The 20,571-nt window shown below is 47.8% G+C and carries 13 protein-coding genes and 2 tRNA genes; 12 read left to right on the top strand and 3 right to left on the bottom strand.

From position 1 onward, the window contains the following. Positions 1-4: 4 nt before the first annotated feature. From DRJ53_RS12725 to DRJ53_RS12710, 4 genes are all read left to right on the top strand, one after another. Entirely contained in the window at positions 5-1,471 is a 1,467-nt protein-coding gene (locus DRJ53_RS12725) for a RagB/SusD family nutrient uptake outer membrane protein (RefSeq protein WP_114236023.1), read from the top strand. A gap of 10 nt (positions 1,472-1,481) precedes the next feature. Next, the gene (locus tag DRJ53_RS12720) at positions 1,482-2,294 is read left to right on the top strand and encodes a DUF4843 domain-containing protein (protein ID WP_162303866.1); all 813 of its coding nucleotides are present in this window, start codon (positions 1,482-1,484) and stop codon (positions 2,292-2,294) included. Then, complete coding sequence (locus DRJ53_RS12715) at positions 2,295-3,731, top strand: PKD-like family lipoprotein (protein WP_114236021.1); 1,437 nt, start codon at positions 2,295-2,297, stop codon at positions 3,729-3,731. Between the two features lie 106 nt (positions 3,732-3,837). Further along, a complete protein-coding gene (locus tag DRJ53_RS12710) occupies positions 3,838-4,941 on the top strand; it encodes a TlpA disulfide reductase family protein (RefSeq protein WP_114236020.1) in 1,104 nt (367 codons plus the stop codon). Positions 4,942-5,099: 158 nt separating this feature from the next. Here the strand turns inward: DRJ53_RS12710 and DRJ53_RS12705 are convergent, their stop codons facing one another. Further along, complete coding sequence (locus DRJ53_RS12705; RefSeq protein WP_277749277.1) at positions 5,100-6,122, bottom strand: SDR family oxidoreductase; 1,023 nt, start codon at positions 6,120-6,122, stop codon at positions 5,100-5,102. 773 nt (positions 6,123-6,895) lie between these two features. Here DRJ53_RS12705 and DRJ53_RS12700 point away from each other — a divergent pair. From DRJ53_RS12700 to DRJ53_RS12685, 4 genes are all read left to right on the top strand, one after another. Continuing rightward, positions 6,896-6,966, top strand: a tRNA-Cys gene (locus DRJ53_RS12700). 27 nt (positions 6,967-6,993) lie between these two features. Further along, positions 6,994-7,308 carry a carboxypeptidase-like regulatory domain-containing protein gene (locus DRJ53_RS12695; RefSeq protein ID WP_114236019.1) on the top strand — a complete coding sequence of 105 codons (315 nt, stop codon included), beginning with the start codon at positions 6,994-6,996 and terminating at the stop codon, positions 7,306-7,308. A gap of 26 nt (positions 7,309-7,334) precedes the next feature. Further along, positions 7,335-7,408 (top strand) — tRNA-Cys (locus DRJ53_RS12690). A gap of 157 nt (positions 7,409-7,565) precedes the next feature. Continuing rightward, entirely contained in the window at positions 7,566-8,018 is a 453-nt protein-coding gene (locus DRJ53_RS12685) for a YqgE/AlgH family protein (protein ID WP_114236018.1), read from the top strand. 116 nt (positions 8,019-8,134) lie between these two features. Here the strand turns inward: DRJ53_RS12685 and DRJ53_RS12680 are convergent, their stop codons facing one another. Together DRJ53_RS12680 and DRJ53_RS12675 are read right to left on the bottom strand one after the other, a co-directional pair. Beyond that, complete coding sequence (locus DRJ53_RS12680) at positions 8,135-9,352, bottom strand: aminopeptidase (protein ID WP_114236017.1); 1,218 nt, start codon at positions 9,350-9,352, stop codon at positions 8,135-8,137. Between the two features lie 135 nt (positions 9,353-9,487). After that, complete coding sequence (locus DRJ53_RS12675; protein ID WP_114236016.1) at positions 9,488-12,037, bottom strand: TonB-dependent receptor; 2,550 nt, start codon at positions 12,035-12,037, stop codon at positions 9,488-9,490. Positions 12,038-12,951: 914 nt separating this feature from the next. Between DRJ53_RS12675 and DRJ53_RS12670 the strand changes: the two genes are divergently transcribed. The 4 genes from DRJ53_RS12670 (at position 12,952) to DRJ53_RS12655 (ending at position 20,507) form a co-directional block, all read left to right on the top strand. Further along, positions 12,952-16,020: a SusC/RagA family TonB-linked outer membrane protein gene (locus tag DRJ53_RS12670; RefSeq protein ID WP_114236015.1), complete on the top strand. Its 3,069-nt coding sequence runs from the start codon at positions 12,952-12,954 to the stop codon at positions 16,018-16,020. 42 nt (positions 16,021-16,062) lie between these two features. Further along, positions 16,063-17,406: a RagB/SusD family nutrient uptake outer membrane protein gene (locus tag DRJ53_RS12665; RefSeq protein WP_114236014.1), complete on the top strand. Its 1,344-nt coding sequence runs from the start codon at positions 16,063-16,065 to the stop codon at positions 17,404-17,406. A 98-nt stretch (positions 17,407-17,504) separates the two neighbouring features. After that, positions 17,505-18,848 carry a DoxX family protein gene (locus DRJ53_RS12660; protein WP_114236013.1) on the top strand — a complete coding sequence of 448 codons (1,344 nt, stop codon included), beginning with the start codon at positions 17,505-17,507 and terminating at the stop codon, positions 18,846-18,848. A 36-nt stretch (positions 18,849-18,884) separates the two neighbouring features. After that, on the top strand, positions 18,885-20,507 hold the full coding sequence (locus DRJ53_RS12655) for a hypothetical protein (RefSeq protein WP_206609778.1): 1,623 nt from the start codon (positions 18,885-18,887) through the stop codon (positions 20,505-20,507). The last annotated feature ends 64 nt before the right edge of the window (positions 20,508-20,571 follow it).

Below are 20,571 nucleotides of genomic sequence, written 5' to 3'. Positions count from 1 at the left end.
AGCAATGAAAAAAATACTACTTGCAGTGTGCATGCTGGCATCGCTGGCATCCTGCAAAAAATTTCTGGATGTAAATCCCGAATCTGATATTTCGAAAGATGAACTCTTTCGCACCGCCGAAGGCTTTGAAGAAGCTTTGAATGGTGTGTACAGCCGCGCCACGCAAGGCGATATCTACGGCAATGAACTGACCTTTGGTTTTCTGGATGTGCTGGCGCAGAATTATTCCATTTCTTTTACCGATAACCTGGGCTACCGCCAAACTTCTTTATTTAACTATAAAGATGCATGGTTCATTAGCAGAAAAGATGCGGCGTGGAAAGGGCTGTATCATGCCATCAGCAGTTGCAATTTGATCCTGGAAAACATCGAGGAGCGAAAGGCCTTGCTCACCAGCACACAATATGCGCTGATCAAAGGCGAAGCACTAGCCTTGCGGGCTTATATGCATTTAGATCTGTTGCGGATGTTTGCCCCGTCATTTGCCAACGGCGCCAATGAAAAGGGCATTCCTTATGTTACGCTATTTACCAACAAAGTAACCCCACAGTATACCGTAACCGAAGTTTTGGGTAAAGTAGTGGACGACCTGCTGGCTGCAAAAGAGTTGCTGCGCAATACCGACCCGATTCGCACTGCGGATTACTTAGTTGCTTACCCGGCCGACGCCAATGCCGGCGAAGAAAAAGCGCAGGACCTGTTTGTGCAAAACCGCCGTCACCGCATGAATTATTACGCGGTTTGCGGCACGCTGGCAAGGGCTTATTTGTACGGTGCAAAAAACAACGAAGCATTGCAGCAGGCGCAGGAAGTGATCGCGGCGCAAAAATTTCCCTGGACATCTGCCGTTGATTTTATCACACCTGATGCTACCAAAAAAGACCGCATCCTGTACAAAGAGTTGTTGTTTGCCTGGTACATCCCGGAAATGCGGCAACCGCTGCTCAACCGCTTTGGATCGGCTACCGCAAGTTTATACATCGAAGAAAATGCAGGCCGTGCACTTTTTGAAGTGGCCGGCGTAGGCGCCGAGGACCTGCGTTTTAAAGAATGGGTTCGGTTAGCCCTCGACGTTACAGGCGGACGTTATGAAGTACAAAAATACCTGCGTGACAACGACGCGAACCGTCATCCGCTGGCGGCGCCTGCACTGCGCCTGAGCGAAATGTATTACATCGCAGCGGAAGCCGCTTTTGATACTAACCCGCAACTGGCACTGAAGTATTACAACGATGTGCGGTTCAATCGCGGCATTGGTACACAACTCACCAACGTTGCATCGAAAGATGCATTTCAATTGGAATTGCTGAAGGAAGCCCGCAAAGAATTTTATGGCGAGGGGCAGATCTTTTACATGTACAAGCGATTGAATAGGAGCATCAGCGGTCAATCGGGGGTAACGTACCCGGCAAGCAATTCCATTTTCGTGTTTCCGCTGCCTAACGATGAAATTGAATTTGGCAACCGTTAAACAACCTGCAATGAGTAAGATTTTTTTACCACTGTTTTTGATGGCTGTGTCCATTGCTTCCTGCAAAAAAGCAGCGGAGCTGAAATATGACAGCCCCGATAATATTTATTTTGATTTCGACGCCGCAACCAAAGACCGCGACAGCATTGTGTACACTTTTGCATACGAGCCCGGCAAAGCCACCGACACCATTTTGTTGCCGGTGCGCATTTCCGGTAAAAGGGTAAATAGTACCCGCACATTTAAAGTACAACCCATTACGCTGGGTACCACGGCCGTGCCCGGCGTGCATTACGAAGCGCTGAAAGAAAGCTACACCATGCCTGCCGACTCCGGCACATTTGCACTGCCCATTGTCCTGTACAACAAGGATGCAAAATTGAGCAACGAGTCGGTAACGCTGCGCCTCAGCCTGGTGGAAACGGGTGACTTCGGTCTGGCTTTGACTGGTTTGTCCTCCGCAAAAATCGTGTTCTCGAGCAAGCTGGAAAAGCCCGACTGGTGGGAGATGTGGCTTGGTGCTTATTACTCGCAGGTAAAACACGAATTGTTCCTCATCAGCTCCGGCACCATTCATATGACGCTATCAGGCTTGGATGCACCCAAGAACTTGTATCATGTTGGCCGCCTCAACAGCTTCCTTGCCGACCCGTTTAAATGGGTTGGGGAAAACAGCAGCAAAGGATATGTGCTGGAACAAAAAAACAACACCACTTACGAGTTGTACAACAGCAGCAACGCTGCGAAAAAGTTTGTGCTGCGGCTGAATGCGCAGAGTGGCAAATATTATTTCATTGACGAAAACGGAACGGAGGTAATTTAAATGAACAAGCAAACATTCATCAAAATATTTTGCTTTACCCTTCTTGTTTCCGGGCTATTGGTTTCGTGTTACAAAGACAAAGGCAACTACGAATACAACATGCCCGAAGCGCCGAAGGTAACCACACTCGATACAGTGTATTCGGTATTTGTGGGCGACAGCCTCATTGTTGATCCGGGTGTAACTACTTCAAAAGGGTCAGCGCACCTGCGTTATGATTGGAAGATCGCCATCCCGGAAAAGCTTAGCCACGACTCGTACAGCGGGCCGCAACTAAGAACGATTTTTGGCCTTGGGCCCAAACGTTATTTTGCTCGGTTATCCATCACCGATACCATCACCGGCATGAAATATTTTCACGATTTTGCTATTGATGGAAAAACCGCTTTCTCGAAAGGCATGGTGGTGCTGAGCGAAGAAGGCGAAACAGGGCAGCTCACATTCATCCGCCCCGATGGCACAGTGCAGGCAAGACTGTACGAAGCCATGCATGGCGAATCGTTGCCAAAAGGCCCGCTGCAGCTGGTGCCGGTTGCACAGGCTTATAACCCTTCTGTCATCAATAGCTACTGGGTGTTTTCTTCAACCGGCGACAACCCCGGCGTGCAGTTGGATGCCAATACGATGCAGCGGAAGCAATACATTAAGGAAAACTTTTTTGAACCGCCGGCTAGTGTAAAAATCGGAGGCATGCAATCCAACTTTTTTGGTGTAATCACCGGCGTGGCCAATGGTAAACTGTATGCGGGCACAACATCTACCTGGGATCAGAACCCACTGTATGGAAAATTTGGACTGAGCACACCAGGAGATTATGAACTGTCGGACAAGTTTATTTTCAATTTTAGCATGGCCACGTTCTCGGGGTATTACATTGGTTTTGATAAAATCAAAAAAGGGTTCCTGCGCTTCAATCTTTTTGGATCGCCCATGTATTTCGGTGTTGATTACGATGTGATGGGCAATGCGTTTGACCCCAAAAACACCGGTATGGAATTGCTGCACCTGGTGCAGATCAACGGCAATGATGTGTATGCATTTATGAAGGCGCCGGATGGTGCAGTGTATGAGCATAAGTTTACCGTAAACTTCAATGGGCCATTCCAGTTTACACCCATACATAGACGCTTGTTTGCGCAGCAAAATCTGATGCAGGAGGGCACAAAGCTGGTCGCAACCAACACCGGTGTTTTTTACCTGGCTAATGGCAACACTATTCACCGCTACAATCCGCTCAATGGCGAACTGGTTGCACTTGGTGCTGACTTAGGAGGCAAGGCAGTTTCAATGATTAAATTAATGGACAACGATAATACACTTGCTGTTGGTGTAGAAGGTGCTGTTTATTTATTAAACGTCGGCACCGGGCAAAACGGTTCGGTTACGAGAAAGATTGAAGGCATACCTGGCAGGCCGGTTGACCTGGCGGTACGATAGTTTTGACCGCATCACAATTTTTCATTTTGCAATGCTTCGTTTTTGCTTGCCAAGCGATCCGATCTGACGCAGTCGAAACATTTAAAAAACCATTTAAAAATCAGACATGAAACATATCTCACTCTATATATTAGCGCTGCTGCTCACTTTTGCTGCAAGCGCACAAACAGCCGGCAAGAAAGCTGTGGGCTTTACATTGACCGCGAAAATTGATGGCCTCGATGCGCCGCAGATCATGCTGACCTATGGCGGCTTTCACAACAGCCGCATTGATACTGCCAAAGTGGTGGACGGAAGTTTTTCGTTTAAAGGTTCGGTAGAAGAACCGGTACCTGCAATGGTGTTTACTTCCGATTTTAAGGTGCGTTTTGACCTGTATGTAGACAATGGAAAAATTGAAGTAAAAGGCCGCGCGAATGAGCCGGATAAGTTAACAATTACAGGCCCGGCTGCAACAAAAGAATTTGTTGCATTTAATAAAATGATCATGGACAACCGCGGAAGGGTGAATGATCTTTTTGCCAAATCAAATGCTGCACGGCAACAAGGCGATACGCTGGCTGCTGCAAAGCTGGAAACAGAAATGAACCGGTTGTACCAGCATGAATTTGAGCTGCGCAAAACATACATCAAAGAACATCCGGCTAGCTACATAAGTGCACACGAACTATACGCGTTCAGCAATGTAAAAAATGTGAAAGAAGCAGTGGTGTTGTTTGATGCGCTGCATGAAAAAATTCAATCTTCATCGCAAGGTGTGGCCCTTGCCGAACGGCTGAATCTTTTGGGCCGCGTACAGATCGGCGAACCAGCAATAACTTTTGTGCAGCAGGATGTGGACGGCAAAGATGTGAGCCTCGATACATATAAAGGCAAGTGGGTGCTGGTGGAGTTTTGGGCCAGTTGGTGCACACCCTGCCGCGCCGAAAACCCCAATTTGCTCAATGCTTACCAGCAATACAAAGACAAAGGCTTTGTGATCCTAGGTGTATCGCTGGATCATGTTCGTGATGCGTGGATCAAAGCCATTCAAAAAGACGGCATGCCTTGGGCGCAGGTGTCTGATTTAAAAGGCTGGAAAAATGTGGTGGCGGAAATGTATGGCATCAAAGCCATCCCTGCTAACTTCCTGGTTAACCCTGAAGGGAAGATCGTTGCACTGGATCTGCGTGGGCCATTGTTGCAGGAGAAGCTGGCTGCATTGCTGTAATATTTCATCGCAATGAATTTGCTAGAAAGGTGCATGAAAACATTACCCATTCTCTTTTAAACAAACGGCCTATTCATTTGATGAATAGGCCGTTTGTTTATCAATCATAATATAAAATGCGAAATGCTTTTTCTTTTCTCGGTATTTACAATCGGATACTAAGGCAATCCACCACCGCCCATAGCTCCATACACCTGCCCTGTGGCATAGCTTGCATCACTTGCCGCCAGCTGCACATAGATAGAAGCAAGTTCCACCGGCTGACCGGGCCTGCCCATTGGTGTATCGCCGCCAAACTTTTGCAGCTTCTCTTGGGTGGCACCACCGCTCACTTGCAGCGGCGTCCAAATGGGCCCGGGTGCAACACCATTTACCCGTACGCCTTTTGGTGCCAGTTGCTTGGCCATTGAACGGACAAAGCTGGTATTGGCCGCTTTGGTTTGCGCATAATCAAACAGTTCTGCCGACGGGTCAGTAGCCTGTTCGGATGTAGTAACAATGATAGCAGAGCCGGGTTTTAAATGCGTCAGTGCTGCCTTGGTGATCCAAAACGGCGCATACACATTTGTTTTCATCGTGCGGTCAAATTGCTCAGAACTTATGTCAGCAATAGAAGGCTTTGTTTGTTGCAATGCCGCATTGTTTACCAGTATATCTAGGCCGCCTAATCCACGTACCGCTTCTTCCACCAGCCGCTTGCAAAATGCTTCATCGGTAATGTCGCCCGGAATAGCAATGCCTTTTCTGCCTTCGGCTTTGATGAGGGCAATTACCTCACGGGCATCGGGCTCTTCGGCGGGCAGGTAATTAATGGCCACATCGGCGCCTTCCCGCGCAAAGGCAATGGCTGCGGCGCGGCCCATGCCCGAGTCGCCACCGGTGATCAGCGCTTTGCGGCCCTGCAGGCGTCCAGAGCCTTTATAGCTTTGTTCGCCATGGTCGGGGCGGGGTTCCATTTTACTGGCCAGCCCGGGCCATGGCTGCGACTGGCTTTTGAACGGTGGCTTTGGATATTTGGTTGTAGGGTCTTCTAGTCCGGCCGCTGTAGGCTGTGCATTGTTCGACTGTCCAAATGCTTTCGGAACCGCGATCATTGCCAGGCTGGCGCCGATTCCACCCAGCACTTTACGCCGAGTAATTTTGTATTGCTCATCCATAATTGTTTTCTGATTTATGTGCATGTTTATGCTGCTACTATTTGCATGGCTGCAGCGTTGCTGTGCGGGAATCGTCGAAATATCATACCAATAAGGATGGCAAACCGGCGTGCATGTGTCAGTGCCAATAGCGGTGAATTTGTTTAACCTTTTTGCCGATTCTTTAGCAGAGTCTATATTTTTTGAGAACACTAGACAGTATTGTGTCTGCTAAAAGCTTCAGCTCAAAAATGCTTGCATCATTTTAGTTGCGTTTTTGCACCAATACACCTAATAGTGTAGAAGCACGGCATTAGCAGTTTCCAATCTATTAAAGAGGGCCGCAATACAGAATGTTTGCCGTATAATGACCTATTGATGTGCTTTGTTTAAAAAGTGCGGAAGCCTACATCAATTATTTTCCAAAAAAAATTAGTGAATCTGTTGGCTAGAATTATATTCGGCTTATATTTGTCTACCAATTTGGTAGACTATTTGTTTCTCTGTTAATCGCCAACGGTAGAAATGTCACAACCCTCAAAGTTTTCGAAATGAACTTAGTCAAATCTTTTGCCCTGGCTTCAATGGCGATGTGCTACAAACAAACGGACGTGATGTACTACTGTTGTTGATTTGTTTTGATCCTGCAACGGAATCCATCAGTGAAATGCATGCCTAGATGGTCTTATAAGTTGTGTCGATATTCAAGCGAACTACATGATACAGTTGCGGTTGGTTTGAGGCAAGGGATCGTTGCAGTTGTAGCATTTGTTTCAAGCGCATAAAGCTCTCGATAAGCAAAATTTCAAAGTTTCTATAGCCATGTGGCCGAGTGGATAGGCTGGGGTCTGCAAAACCCGCGACGGTGGTTCGATTCCACCCATGGCGTCATTACAAACCGGTTAAAAATTTAGTCATGCGTACAAAAATTTCGGTTCCGCTGATTTCAATTATGTTGATCATGCTTTTGTCTTATAAAAATATTGAACACAACCCACCCATCGAGGTGACTGGGATTGTGCTCGATGCGCATACGCGTAAGCCGCTGCCGCAGTTGCATGTGTATGCAAGTAAAGGAGAGGAGGAAGCATTTACCAATGACAAAGGTGCTTTTCAGTTCACGAGCTGGCAGGAATTGCCACTAACCATCACCGTGAGGGGCAATGACAAAAAAGACAAGCAGGTTCGGGTTGAATCTGCGCCGGTGCAGGTGACCATTTTATTGCCCTGACGCGGCTGCGCTCCATTAAGTTTTTGTGCCGTGTGGCCGAGTGGCGAGGTTAAGGCCCGCAAAGCCTTATACAACGGTTCGAATCCGTTCATGGCACCCAATGGCAAGCAATCGTTAGTACGGCCTCCTGTGTCTACAGGGGGCTTTTTATGTAAAAGCAAGAAGGAAAGTGGCGGTTTTTTAGCCTACATTAAAATGAAGCATCCGTACCAATCCTGCCTTAACTTGCTGTTGCATCCTTTATATATTTTATAGCCATGCAAGCAGGAAATTTTATACAAAGTACCGGGGCGTTGAGGGGCACCTATTTTGAAAATGCAATCATCTTTCTCACTGAATGCAATGATGCCGGCGCCGTTGGCTTTATTGTTAACCGGCCATTTGGCCGTTCGCTGCATGAGTTGGAAGCGTATAAGCACAGCACCCCTTTTCCACTTTATGAAGGCGGTCCTGTTGGTGGCGAACAACTCTTTTTAATACATCGTCGCCCCGACTTAATTGAAGGCGGAGAACGGGTTGCAGCGAGTATTTATTTTGGTGGCAATATGGAGCAGGCAGTTGCTGCCATCAATAATGATAGCTTGGGAAAGCAGGATCTAAAAATGCTGATCGGTTATTGTGGCTGGGATGCCGGCGAACTCGAAGCAGAAATTGCAGAAGGCAGCTGGAAAGAGGTAGATGGTAGTTGGGAGGACATGGTTAATCACTAATAGTTATTACATTTTATAAATTCAGCATTGGCTGCCATTACAAACGGCGCACAACAACCAGTCGAATGGGTTCTGTGCGCCGTTTGTATTGATCGTTAAATGAAATGCGCAGTTAACTAATCCAAAGTAAACTGCCCGTCTTGATAGATCACTTGCTTTCGGCCATCACGAAGTGTAGCAGTAACCGTGCGGTCGCTGGTACTGATGATATCAGTATGCACTTTCGGGCAACTGTTATAACCCATGTCAGCCCATTCTTCCTCGGTTACAGCAGCCATGTCGCCGGTAAATGTGTCCTTGTATGCATTGCCCAACGCAATATGCGTGTTGCCAAATGCGCCGCCCATGTTTTCATCAAACAGGGTAGTTGCCATAAACTTAGTGATGCGGGAATGGCGCCGGTCGGTTAGTGAAAACTCGCCAACCTTGTCGGCGTTTTCCTGTGCAATCATTTCTTTCAGCGCATCTTCATTTTCGGCAGCGGATGATTTTATAACAACGCCGTTTGCAAACTCCAGTGCCACGCCTGCAATGCGTTTGCCTGAATAATAAAGCGGTTGATTGAACCGGATGGTGCCGTTGGTGCCGCGCCAATCGGGTGATGTGAATATTTCAAAAGAAGGAATATTTTTTCCGCCGCCACTCAGCCACTTGCGGTGCTCGCCAATCTGTACGTGCAGGTCTACGTCTTCGCCTTTTATATGCACCGTATCAATGGCCAATGCATCTAGCTTGTCTTTGATCGCTTCAATCTCGGCCTGCACTGTTTTCCAGCGGCTCACCGGGTCGGGTTCGCGCAGGTAACAGGCATCAACGATCTGCTCCCAGTATTCGTCCAGCGTTAAGCCAGCTTCATCGGCCATCGATTGGGTGCCGTACAAACAAAGTGTCCAAGACAGTTTGCCGGCTTGTTCTTTCAGTTCCCGCATCTTCATGTAGGGCGCCCTGGCGCTGTTCATCAGGCTTAATTTCGCTGCCGGAACATCTGCCAGGTAATGCACATCGGGCTCTGAAATAATGAAAAGGATATGATCGGTAGCATCTACAATACCCTGCCAATAAGGCCGCGCAAAAAATGACAATTGCTCATCGCTGCCTTGTTGCAGCAGCAGCCGGGCAAGGCTTGTTTCTTTGGTGTTGTTAGGTAAATAGTTGGAAATAACATTGCCGCCGGCTGCGTAAATTTCATTGGCAATCGCCAGGAATAAATCCCTGGTACATTCCTGTCCCACCAAAAAAACCGTATCACCTTTTTGAATGCCATTGCCGTTATTGACAGCATAATGTACCATCACTTGTGCGTATTTTTCCAAAATGCCTTTATCGGGTTGCATGATTTGTTTTTGCTTTAGTCAACAAATGTAGCGCCGAATATGGCGCAATGCATACTGCTTCAAACATCGCCGACCAATGAGCAATAAAAAAGCAAGACCAATAGGCCTTGCTTTTTTACACTGCGCTTTATTTGTTTACAATGAATACCGAATGGTAGCACCAAATGTTCTCGGGTCGCCGAGTACGCCGGCATAGTGGCCCGCATTGCCTGCTGCAGGCAGCAATTGTTCGAAATAATTTTTGTCAAACAAATTGCGCGACCAAACAAAAAGGGAAAGCCCGTTTGCTGCGCGAAAACCGAGCCGTGCATTGACCAGCGTATATCCATCGATATTTAGGTATTTGGATGGCGATGCGCTGGATGAAAATTCAGAGCGGTAGTAGGTTTCAAATCCAAAGAAATATTTGCCTTTGCGGCCCAGTGCTTTTGCATCGTTCGACGTGAGCTCGCCGCCCAACGATCCGGCCCATTTCGAAACACCGGGCAATCGTCCACCCGATACATCTTTGAAGGCAGAAGGCGCACCAGTTTCTTCCAGCGGCACTGGCGCATTTTTAAACGAAACATATTTGCCATCGGTGTAAGCCAGTGCACCAAAAATATTTACATGGTTGTTGGTGCGGTACGTCGCATCAATTTCCACACCGCGAACCCGAACTTTTTCTGCATTGGCCAGGTATCCGCGGTTTACACCCACTTCGGCAGTTTGTACCTGCGTTTGGTAGTCTTTGATGTCGGTATTGTGCAACACAACATTGAACGTGGTGTTGTACGTGGGCTTTGTTTTAAAACCAACTTCGTAATGTGTTACATACTCCGGTTTGATGCGGGCCAGTTCGGTCAGCACTTTGCCATTGCTCGTGGGCAGGCCACCCAGGTTTACACCCACAGGCTTGTAGCTGGAAGAGTAAGTAACAAACGAATTGAAGCGGTCCGAAGCTTTGTACGACAGCGTCAGTTGTCCCGAAAGATTGCTTTCATCAACATTGGCGGTAAATGCCTGGTTGCTGTACACAATGTTCTTCAGCGCAATCAAATCCGGATCGGTTGTTTGCAGGCCGCCGTATGTTTCGCGGAGGTAGGCCACGTCTTTTTTGTCGTAGTTAAAACGAATGCCGGGCAACAGGTGCAGTCGTTGTGTAATGGCCCAGTCCAATTGGCCAAACACCGCGGCACCAAAGGATTTCAGCCGCGAAGTAGTTTTGATGCCATAGCCATCAAACAGGCCAGGTGTCTTCCATTTTTCGCTGGTAGAACTTTGCGAGAAACGCCACTGCGCAGCACCCGATTCTTCAATATGATAAGGGTCGGTTTTCAGGTCCTGGCCGATGGCAAACGCACCGATCACGCCACTCAGTTTTGTAGAAATATCACCGGCGTAGCGCAGCTCTTGTGTCCATTGCTTGTGTTTGGAAGTGGCCTGCGACAGCGACAATACGGCAAGCCCGGTAAAGTCGCGGTCGTTGGATGGATCCCAGTTCCAATAGCGCCACGCGGTGGTGGATGTAAGCGTACCGCGTCCAATTTTAAAATCTGCATTCATGGAAACGCCACCTAAGTCGTTGCCGGAACGCCAGGATGTATTGTGATCGATCAAGCGGTCGAATGGATTTTGGCTGGGCAATTGGTAATTCAGGTCGGCAATGATCTGGTTAAACTGACGGTAAGCAGGCCGCAGGGTAGGAGCCACGCCGGCCACCACTTGTGCATAACCGTTAGGCCGCTGGCGGGTAGCATCGGCAGCAAAAGTTATTTTCAATTTGGTAGTAGGTGTGTACAATAGCTGGCCGCGTACACCCAGGTTATTCAGGTCGTTCACCGGTTGTTGGGTAACCACATTTTCCAGCACGCCATCGCGTTGGGTGCCCGAAAACGAAATACGTGCCGCCAATTTTTTACTTAACGGGCCGGTTATGGAAGCTTTGGCCTGTATGTAGCCATAGTTGCCATAGCTTACTTCAAACTTGGCGCCGGGTGTAAATGATGGCCCTCTTGTGGTAATGTTGAATGCACCTGCCGTTGTGTTTTTGCCAAACAAAGTTCCTTGTGGCCCGCGCAACACTTCAATCTGGTCGATGTCGATGAAATCCAGTGTGGTAGCGGCCGGGCGGGCATAGTATACGCCATCAACATAAAACCCAACACCGGGATCAATGCCATCATTGGTCAATCCAAAAGTAGAACCCAGGCCGCGGATGTTGAGGGTGGTATTGCGTGGATTGGATGAATACAATTGCACCGTAGGCACCAGTTCTTTGATGCGGTTGACATTGAATGCGCCTGCATCATCGGCCAGTGCGCCGCTGATCACGGTAACGGGTATGGGCACATTCTGCGCGGTTTCAATACGCCGGCGTGAGGTTACCACCACTTCCGACATTTCATTGCTGTGCGTCAGTCCAACAGCTAAGGGCAAAGCTGGAAAACTGTCTACCAAAAGTTCCTGCGGCAGAAAGCCAATGGAACTGATGCGCAGCTTGTAAGGCGGTTGCTTGGTTACGGCAATGCTGAATTGCCCTTTGGCATCGGCAAAGGAGTAAATGTTGGTTCCAGTTATGTTGATGGTGGCGCCTTCAACAGGTGCGCCCACGCTGTCTTTGATCACGCCTTTTATGGTGCCCTGGGCAAATGCTGCACTGGTCCAGAAAACAATGTACAGCGTTAAAAAAAGATACTTCTTCATGCTCGGTTGGTTTGTTCGGCTTTAGGTTTTCGGCGCCGTATTGCAGGCTGGTTGGGAAAATTGAAATGAAATTTAATAGTCTACCTATTTGGTAGACAAATGTATTGGCGAAAATTTTTATTTGCCAAATATTTTTTGAGCCCGGCTATTGTTTGGTTCTTTAGCTACGCATGCAAATGATTGTAGCGTAGCATGTTAGTGGTTCAAAAAAATGTTTGGTTTACTTGCTGGGCTCTGTCTGAAATTGTCTTGCTGCACTGCAGCATTTGTGTGGTTCAGCTATCATTCAATTTCCACCTGTTACTTACAGTGCAATCAAAAAAAGAAAAGCGGTAATGCTGTGATGTAGAGTTCTGGACAAGGCGAAACTATTGTCAGCAAATAATGTGATATGTAGTAGATGTGTGTAGCTTCAATGATCATCCACTTCACCCAATTGCTTAAAATATTTTTTTGAAAAATGACAAATATTTTTTGTCGGGAAAACCTTTGTTCTATATTTGTCTACCAGATCGGTGGACTAATGTTCGCCAGCTCAAATGATGTTAATCGCCAGCAGCATTTGACCTTAACCTTTAACAACTAAAGTTTACAGTAATGTACACAGCGAAGCATTCTGCCCGGTCTGTAATGGCGATCTCTTCCTATTCCAAAATGGTCATGCGCAGCGCCTGCTGCTGTTGCTAAGCAGGCATTTTCAAACTGTTTTTGTTTGTCTGCAATAGCCCTTGCTATTGCCCCATATCGCTTGTTGTTTGCTGAACAACAGGCCGGGAAATCTATGCGCTAAAAGTCGGCGATTGGCTTTGGCGTTGGCTCCTGGCTGTTGTTCAGCAAACCAACAGGTCGCTTATTGACTAAGAGCTAATGCTCTTATCGAAATATTTCTGTCGCATTTATATAAACCAGCCACAATGTTTCAATTTACCTTGCTACCAAAAAGGGCCAGGCTTGTGCAAACGATCTTGTGCACCGCTGCCTTTCTGTTAGCCCAGCATACACTACTAGCGCAATCCAATCAACACAATATAGCCATCAGGGGAAAGGTGGTAGAATCACAAACGGCGCAGCCATTGGCGGGTGCTACCGTGCACATTAAAGGCACTACCCATGAAGTGGTGACCAATAATAAAGGCGAGTTTAATTTTTTAACCGGTCAGCGCTTGCCCGTTACTTATAGTGTTAGCTATGTAGGCTTTGATGTGACCGATACCACACAGGTTTCCGACGCGCTATTTATCATACAATTAAAACCTGCCATAAACCAGCTTAGCGATGTGGTAGTGGTAGGTTATGGCACGCAGCAACGACGCAACCTTATAGGCTCGGTAACAAAAGTAAACCCTGCCGAAACCCGCAACATTCCTGCAGGCAGTTTTGATGCGCAGCTGCAGGGAAAAGTGCCCGGTGTACAAATCTCAAGCAATACCGGAGTACCTGGCGAAGCCGTAAACATCAGGGTGCGGGGTGCTACTTCTATCAATGCCGACAACGATCCATTGTATGTTGTTGATGGCGTTTTTATCAATAACAATACCTTGCAAACCATTGGTACCGGTGGTAAGGCCACTTCGCCCATCTCTGATATCAACCCTGCCGATATTGAAAGCATTGAAGTGTTGAAAGATGCGGAAGCCACGGCATTATACGGTTCAAGAGGCGCCAATGGCGTGATCCTGATTACTACAAAAAGAGGCAGTTTTAACCAACGGCCTACTATTAATTTCAATGCATCGCATGGATGGGCAAAGGCAGCCAAACTGTGGGATCTGACCACCGGTCCCGAGCATGCAACATTGGTAAATGAATGGTGGGTGAATACCGGCACCGATAACCCATCGTTAAACAGAAACTTTGCCAACAGGCCATTCAGGCCGGTATCGGAAGGAGGCCGCGGACTGCCCGAAGAGCAGCAAACCTACGACCGCCTGGGCCAGGTTTTTCGCACTGCACAATTGCAGAACTATGATATTTCTTTAACCGGCGGTACTAAAACGACACGCTACTATATCGGAGGAGGCTTTAATAAACAAGAAGCCATTTTACGGCCCATCGATTTTAACCGGGCCAGCTTTAAGGTAAACCTCGATCAGAAAATAAACGATAAAGTGCAGGTGGGTGTAAGCAATACCTTTACCCGCACCTTCCGCAACCAGGCAAGGGCTGGCGACGGACCGGCAGGCGGTTTGCTGCAGGCCGCATTGCATACACCAACTTATCTGTCACCCTTAAACGAAGGTGGTATTCCGGTTGGGCGTGCCGGTTTCGATAACGTAGACCTGTTGCTGCAACACTACGATGTATCGTCGGTAAGCCTGCGTTACATCGGCAACCTGTACCTCGATGCCGAAATTTTGCCTAACCTGAAATTCCGTTCCTCTTTTGGCGCTGATTACAACAATTACAACGAATCGGAGTACTGGAATACTTTTCTCATTGCGGGCAGTCCTAACGGACTGGCTACATCTTCTATTGGCCAGTTCACTTCATTGCTCAACGAGCAAACGCTTACCTATCGTAAACATGGTGGCAAACACAATTTGGGTGTACTGGTGGGCAACACGCTGCAAAGCGATGTATACACCCGTACGGCTTCCGAGGGCAGGGGCTTTGCCAACAATTCATTTAAACTGATTTCTTCGGCTGCAATAACAACGGGCACGCAAACCTGGACCAAGAGTACGCTGGCTTCATTTTTCTCAAAAGTAGATTATGGTTTTGCAGGGAAATACCTGGTTGATTTCAGTGTGCGGGCCGATGCTTCTTCCAGATTTGGTAAGGATCACAAATGGGGCTATTTCCCCGCGGTTGGCATAGCATGGAAAGCAGACCAGGAGCAATTTCTGAAAGGCATTGAACCCATTTCAACGCTTAAGCTGCGGGCCAGCTATGGTACTACCGGCAACCAGAATGGCATTGGCGATTTTGCTGCACGGGGCCTGTGGTCGGGCGGTACGCCTTACCAGGGAAGTGCCGGCACGGCGCCGCAACAATTGTCGAACAAAGACCTGCGCTGGGAAAAAACAACCCAGGCCAATGTTGGTGTTGACCTCGGCTTGTTCCGCGACCGGTTGAATGTTGAATTTAACGTATACCACAAATATACCCGCGACGGGTTGCTCCTTGTTTCGCAGCCGGCAACCTCTGGTTTTAACAGCTACTGGAGCAATGCCGCCGAGATCAGCAACCGCGGCTTTGAACTGGTCATCAATACAACGAACATCTGTAACCGAAATTTTACATGGAACACTTCTTTCAATATTGCACAAAACAAAAACCGGATTGAAAAACTTGACGCACCGTTGAAGTATGGCAGCCGCGATCTGATTTTGCAACAACAGGGCTCACCGCTTTATTCGTTCTGGGTGTACCGCCAATTGTATGTTGATCCGCAAACCGGAAATGCAGTATATGACGATGTAAATGGGGATGGCAAGATCACTACCGGCGATCGACAAATCTACGGCAGCATTTGGCCCAAGTTCTTTGGCGGGCTTACCAACAACTTCAACTACCGCGGCTTTGATGCAGGCGTATTTCTTTCCTTTCAGTACGGCAATAAAATTTACAACCACAACCGCTTTTTTGGTGAAGGGGGCGGTGCCCGTGATGCAGCCCGTGTAATACTGGCCAGTAACTTCGATCGGTGGCAGAAGCCGGGAGATATTACCAATGTGCCGCGTACCGATGGTATCAACGTGAACAACTATCGCGATGGCGGCAGCCGTTGGCTCGAAGATGGCTCATTCCTGCGCCTACGTTCGCTGTCGGTTGGTTACACGCTTCCAAAAGAAGCTACGCAAAAAGCCGGATTGCAAACCATACGCTTCTATGCGGTGGGTACCAACCTGTTTACACTAACAAAATACACAGGGCTTGATCCGGAATCAAGCGCAGGCAGCGGGCAAAACGAACAAGGCATCGACCTGGGCACACCGCCGCAGCCAAGAGGTATTCAAATTGGCGTAAACCTGACGCTGTAAATACTGCAGCAAATTGTTCAATCAAAACATTACCAATTTATCATGAACACTATAAAGTATCTGGGATTGTTACTGACGCTGGTAGCGCTTACGTCCTGCGAAAAGTATCTGGATGTGGAGCCCCGTGCTTCCATATCCGATGATCAGCCCATATTCGATAAAGCCTCGGCCGAAACAGCTTTGCGCGGCGTGTACAGCGCTCTTTCTGATGGCGGATATTATGGAACCAGCTTTCAATCGATTGGCTACCTCTCTGGCGATAACATACAATGGACCGGCTCGCAATCGCAAGTGCAGGAGTTTATCAACCACAAGGTAAATGCAGATAACTCCACCATCAATGCGGCATGGATTGCCATTTACCGCACCATCAACCGCGCCAATAATGTTATTAAACGTGTTGGCGCATTGGAAGAAGGCAAACTGTCCACAGCATTGCAAAATGGAATTGTTGGTGAAGCCTATTTTATCAGGGCATTGGCTTACTTTGATCTGGCCCGCACCTGGGGTGGCGTACCGCTTATTACCGAGCCCAGTTTGAGCCAAAAGGATAATATCGGAGTGCCACGGTCATCCCTAACCGAAACGTATAATCAAGTGATCAGTGATTTGGATAAAGCGGAGGCGCTTTTGCCCCCTACCACCGATCGCCACAGAGCCACACAGAAAACGGTTTGGGCCTTAAAATCACGCTATTACTTGTATCAGAAGAACTGGGTAAAGGCAGAGGAGTATGCAACCAAAGTAATTGACGATACCAATTACAAGTTGTTGAAACCATATAACGCCTTTTTCGCCAATGATGCAAGGGGCACGCAGGAGTCGGTTTTTGAAATTTTTTACAGCACCACCGAAACCAACAGCCATCGTGGCCAGTGGCAGCCGCAGGAGCGGGGCGGCACCCGGCAATGGGCTCCCAGCGATGCTTTTGTGGCATTGGTAAATGATCCGCTGATTGGCGGCAACCGTAATGTACTCGTTGCAAAAGACAACCAGAACCGCTGGTATGGTAACCTGTACTATCGTAATCCTGCCACCGATCCCAGCTATATTATTCGCATTTCGGAACTGTACCTAATTCGTGCAGAGGCAAGGGCGCAGCAGGGCGGTGCTAAGATCGGCGGTGCACTGAGCGAATTGAATGCAGTGCGTGACCGAGCAGGGCTGGCAAATACAACTGCCGCCACACAGGAAGAGGTATTGCTGGCTATTGAAGCCGAACGCCGTATTGAATTTGCGTTTGAGCCACACCGTTGGTTCGACCTGGTGCGTACCGGCCGTGCAGCCGCAGTATTACATGTAACCGATCCAAACAGGTTGGTATTACCACTGCCGGCGGAGCAACTCCTGATCGATAAAGCATTGGTGCAAAACGATGGATACTAATAAGTCAAAAGGTAGAACTCAAAACTCAGGTGCACGCTTTTCTTTTTGACTTAACCTGCTACTACAAAATTTATTTTATCGTTTATAAACATACAGGCATGAATCAGAGTACACCCGTTGATCTTACGCCCTGGAAAGAATACGAGAAAATCCTGTTCCGGTTCTTTTTCATTTATTTTCTGATCCAGGTGTTGCCGCTTGATTGGAGTTATCTGGCAAACCTGTTTTCATTTGGCTGGTTGGGGCTGCACTACGGCGATATATTTCACCTGACACGTTATTCGCCTAAACTGTTCACTGCAGATGACAGCTTTTACAACTGGGCCATAGCTGCACTGGTTGCATTGATTGGTGTAGCCGTGTGGACGGTAGCCGACCAACGCAGCAAGGAGTACAACAAACTCTATTTTTGGCTGCGGGTATTGGTACGCTATCGCCTGGCTATTGGCATCATTGGCTATGGAATGATCAAGCTGTTTCCGTTGCAGGCGCCCTTCCCTTCCATCAGCAATTTAAATACACACTACGGCGATCTGTCGAGCTGGAAAATATTTTCGATGAGCCTGGGAATTGTGCCGGGATATCAATCTTTCCTTGGGCTAGTGGAGATTGTTGCAGGCCTGCTTTTGCTGTACCGCAAAACGGCAACCATCGGCGCATTCATCATTGCAATATTTACCGGAAATGTGTTTATGTCGAACCTGGCATACGAAGGTGGCGAACATGTGTACAGCCTGTACCTGATTAGCCTGGCGCTTTTTATATTGGCGTATGATGCCATTGGATTGTACCGGCTGTTTGGTGAAGAAAAAGCGGTAGTTCCTAAACGTTATAATCCCGTATTTACAGCCGCATGGCAACAAACTGGTCGATATGCTGCAAAAGCTGCATTCCTACTGTTTTTTGTAGTGGTGTATGGATTTACTACTTATAGCGGCGCCAGGGAAGATCGCTACCAGTTTCCAAATACACCAGGCCTGGCGGGTGCCGCAGGCATTTACGATGTGGCTGAATTTAGCATCAATAACCAGGTGCTGCCTCACTCCGCAACCGACCCGGTGCGTTGGAAAGATGTTGTTTTTGAAGAATGGGCAACCATCAGCATCCGCTCAAACCGGCCTGTATCATTGGAGCATGCATTGGTAGAGCAAGTTGCCGCAAAAGATGAAGAACGCATTTATGAACTGGCAGGATCTGCTGGCAGGCATTATTACCAATATTCAATTGATACGCAGCAAAACAAATTGCTGTTGCAAAATAAGAACATCAACTATGCCGGCGAAAAGCTGGTGTTTCAATTTACCCGTACATCAAAAGACCAGATTGTATTGAACGGCGTAAGCGAACGCAACGATTCGCTGCATGTGGTGCTGAACCGCATTCCCAAAAAGTACCTGCTTATTGAAGCCGAAAAAGGCCGTAACAAACCCATAAAGCTGTAAGCCTGCAACAACCTGTGCACTCAAAAACTTTAGTTTATGCCAACCGCAATTGCAACACAAACCGTACTGGATAAACCGGTTCTTTCCACAGACAGCCTGCTTACACAGCAGCCGCGCCAACAGCAATCCACAGGCGACTGGAAGGGTTGGCAAAAAGTATTGCTGCGTATTGCCTTCGTGTTTTTTGTGGCAATGTCGCTGCCCAATAGCGCCAGCTGGTACAGCAACCTGGCCAGTATCGATTGGACCAGCCTGCATTACCGCGATATTTATGATATTGCCCGTTTTAATTCCGGGTTTACCTTTTTAGGTAATACCATTTTTGGCAACAACTTATTAGGTTATGCCATCTGGATAAATACCTTGTTTATTTCTGTGATCCTTGGTATGGTATGGTCGGCGCTGGATCGCAACCGTCGTTCTTACAACGGTCTTTATTACTGGCTGCGGGTAATTGTACGGTATCGTGCCGGCATTGGCATCATTGGTTTTGGTTTTACCAAACTGCTTCCGGTGCAAATGCCCTACCCATCGGACGGTTTGCTCAATACCGACTTTGGCGACCTTACCGCACAAAAAATATACTGGCTTTCCATTGGTATAGTACCCTGGTACCAGGTGTTTGCAGGTATTGTGGAAGTGGCTGCCGGCGTAATGATGTTTTTCCGCAAAACAACACTATTGGGTGCCGTGTTACTCTTCGGTGCTTTAGGTGATATCGTATATGTAAACTTCGCCTACGATGGTGGCGTGCATGTATATAGTTCTTACTTTGTGCTGCTGGCGGGTTTTCTAATGATTCAGGATATCCCGGTGTTGTATAACTATTTTATTAAGGAGCGGCTGGCTGTGCCTAAAAGCTATTATCCCCGTTTTGGAAAGTGGTTAAAGCTAACCCGCATTGGCCTGAAATCTTTAACCATATTTATCTTTCTGGTAGTGCTGTTTTATGTGCAGTATATAAATTTTTTGTACGACCCGTACAAGCAGCCCGCTGCAAAGGGTGTTGCCGAACTGCGTGGTTTTTACAACGTAACGGAATTTCGGTTAAACGGTAACGCTATACCCTACTCACCGTTCGATACGGTGCGCTGGCAGGAGGCCTATTTCGAAAAGTGGTCAACCCTTTCCTTCAGGGTGGCAAAGCCTGTACAGCTTGATCTGTCTAATGGTGGCGGTTCGCCCATGCGCGACATCAACCGTACGTTTGAGCTGACCGGTACTGGCGGCGGTCTGAGAGCATTTTATTATGATGCAGATACGGTTGCCAATGTGCTGTATTTGCAGGATAAAAATACCGCGGCTAACCGGAGGCGTCGTCAGGGTGCAGGCAGTGGCAACCAAAGAAAAGAACCTGACAGTAAGCCGGAGACAAAGGCATCCTGGATACCAGCCGCATCGCTGGTGGTAATTGGCGATGAAGATTCGAAAATCGATGAACGTGCACGCTCTGCCCGGCGCACCAGGGGCATTGCGGCAGAATCGAAAGAAACATTTACAAGGGCACGAATGGTGCTGAATTATACAGCTATTCATGGCGGTGCAAGGGTAGTGCTGAATGGCACGAACGAAACCGGTGACTCTATTTACGTAGTGCTGGATCGGGCACCAAAAAAGTATACTCTTTCCGAAAGCACTTTAGTAGCCGGTAAATATTAAACCCGGAAGCCATCGTGCAGTTACATGATTTTTTTACCGATAACTTTAGTGAAGCAAAATAATT

This window comes from Paracnuella aquatica (assembly GCF_003332885.2).
GTDB lineage: Bacteria > Bacteroidota > Bacteroidia > Chitinophagales > Chitinophagaceae > Flavisolibacter > Flavisolibacter aquaticus.
This window is presented reverse-complemented; position numbering and strand designations above follow the sequence as displayed.

Coding starts and splice junctions, on each gene's coding strand:
- DRJ53_RS12725 (WP_114236023.1), top strand. CDS start 5: ATGAAAAAAATACTACTTGCAGTGTGCATGCTGGCATCGCTGGCATCC.
- DRJ53_RS12720 (WP_162303866.1), top strand. CDS start 1,482: ATGAGTAAGATTTTTTTACCACTGTTTTTGATGGCTGTGTCCATTGCT.
- DRJ53_RS12715 (WP_114236021.1), top strand. CDS start 2,295: ATGAACAAGCAAACATTCATCAAAATATTTTGCTTTACCCTTCTTGTT.
- DRJ53_RS12710 (WP_114236020.1), top strand. CDS start 3,838: ATGAAACATATCTCACTCTATATATTAGCGCTGCTGCTCACTTTTGCT.
- DRJ53_RS12705 (WP_277749277.1), bottom strand. CDS start 6,122: ATGCACATAAATCAGAAAACAATTATGGATGAGCAATACAAAATTACT.
- DRJ53_RS12695 (WP_114236019.1), top strand. CDS start 6,994: ATGCGTACAAAAATTTCGGTTCCGCTGATTTCAATTATGTTGATCATG.
- DRJ53_RS12685 (WP_114236018.1), top strand. CDS start 7,566: ATGCAAGCAGGAAATTTTATACAAAGTACCGGGGCGTTGAGGGGCACC.
- DRJ53_RS12680 (WP_114236017.1), bottom strand. CDS start 9,352: ATGCAACCCGATAAAGGCATTTTGGAAAAATACGCACAAGTGATGGTA.
- DRJ53_RS12675 (WP_114236016.1), bottom strand. CDS start 12,037: ATGAAGAAGTATCTTTTTTTAACGCTGTACATTGTTTTCTGGACCAGT.
- DRJ53_RS12670 (WP_114236015.1), top strand. CDS start 12,952: ATGTTTCAATTTACCTTGCTACCAAAAAGGGCCAGGCTTGTGCAAACG.
- DRJ53_RS12665 (WP_114236014.1), top strand. CDS start 16,063: ATGAACACTATAAAGTATCTGGGATTGTTACTGACGCTGGTAGCGCTT.
- DRJ53_RS12660 (WP_114236013.1), top strand. CDS start 17,505: ATGAATCAGAGTACACCCGTTGATCTTACGCCCTGGAAAGAATACGAG.
- DRJ53_RS12655 (WP_206609778.1), top strand. CDS start 18,885: ATGCCAACCGCAATTGCAACACAAACCGTACTGGATAAACCGGTTCTT.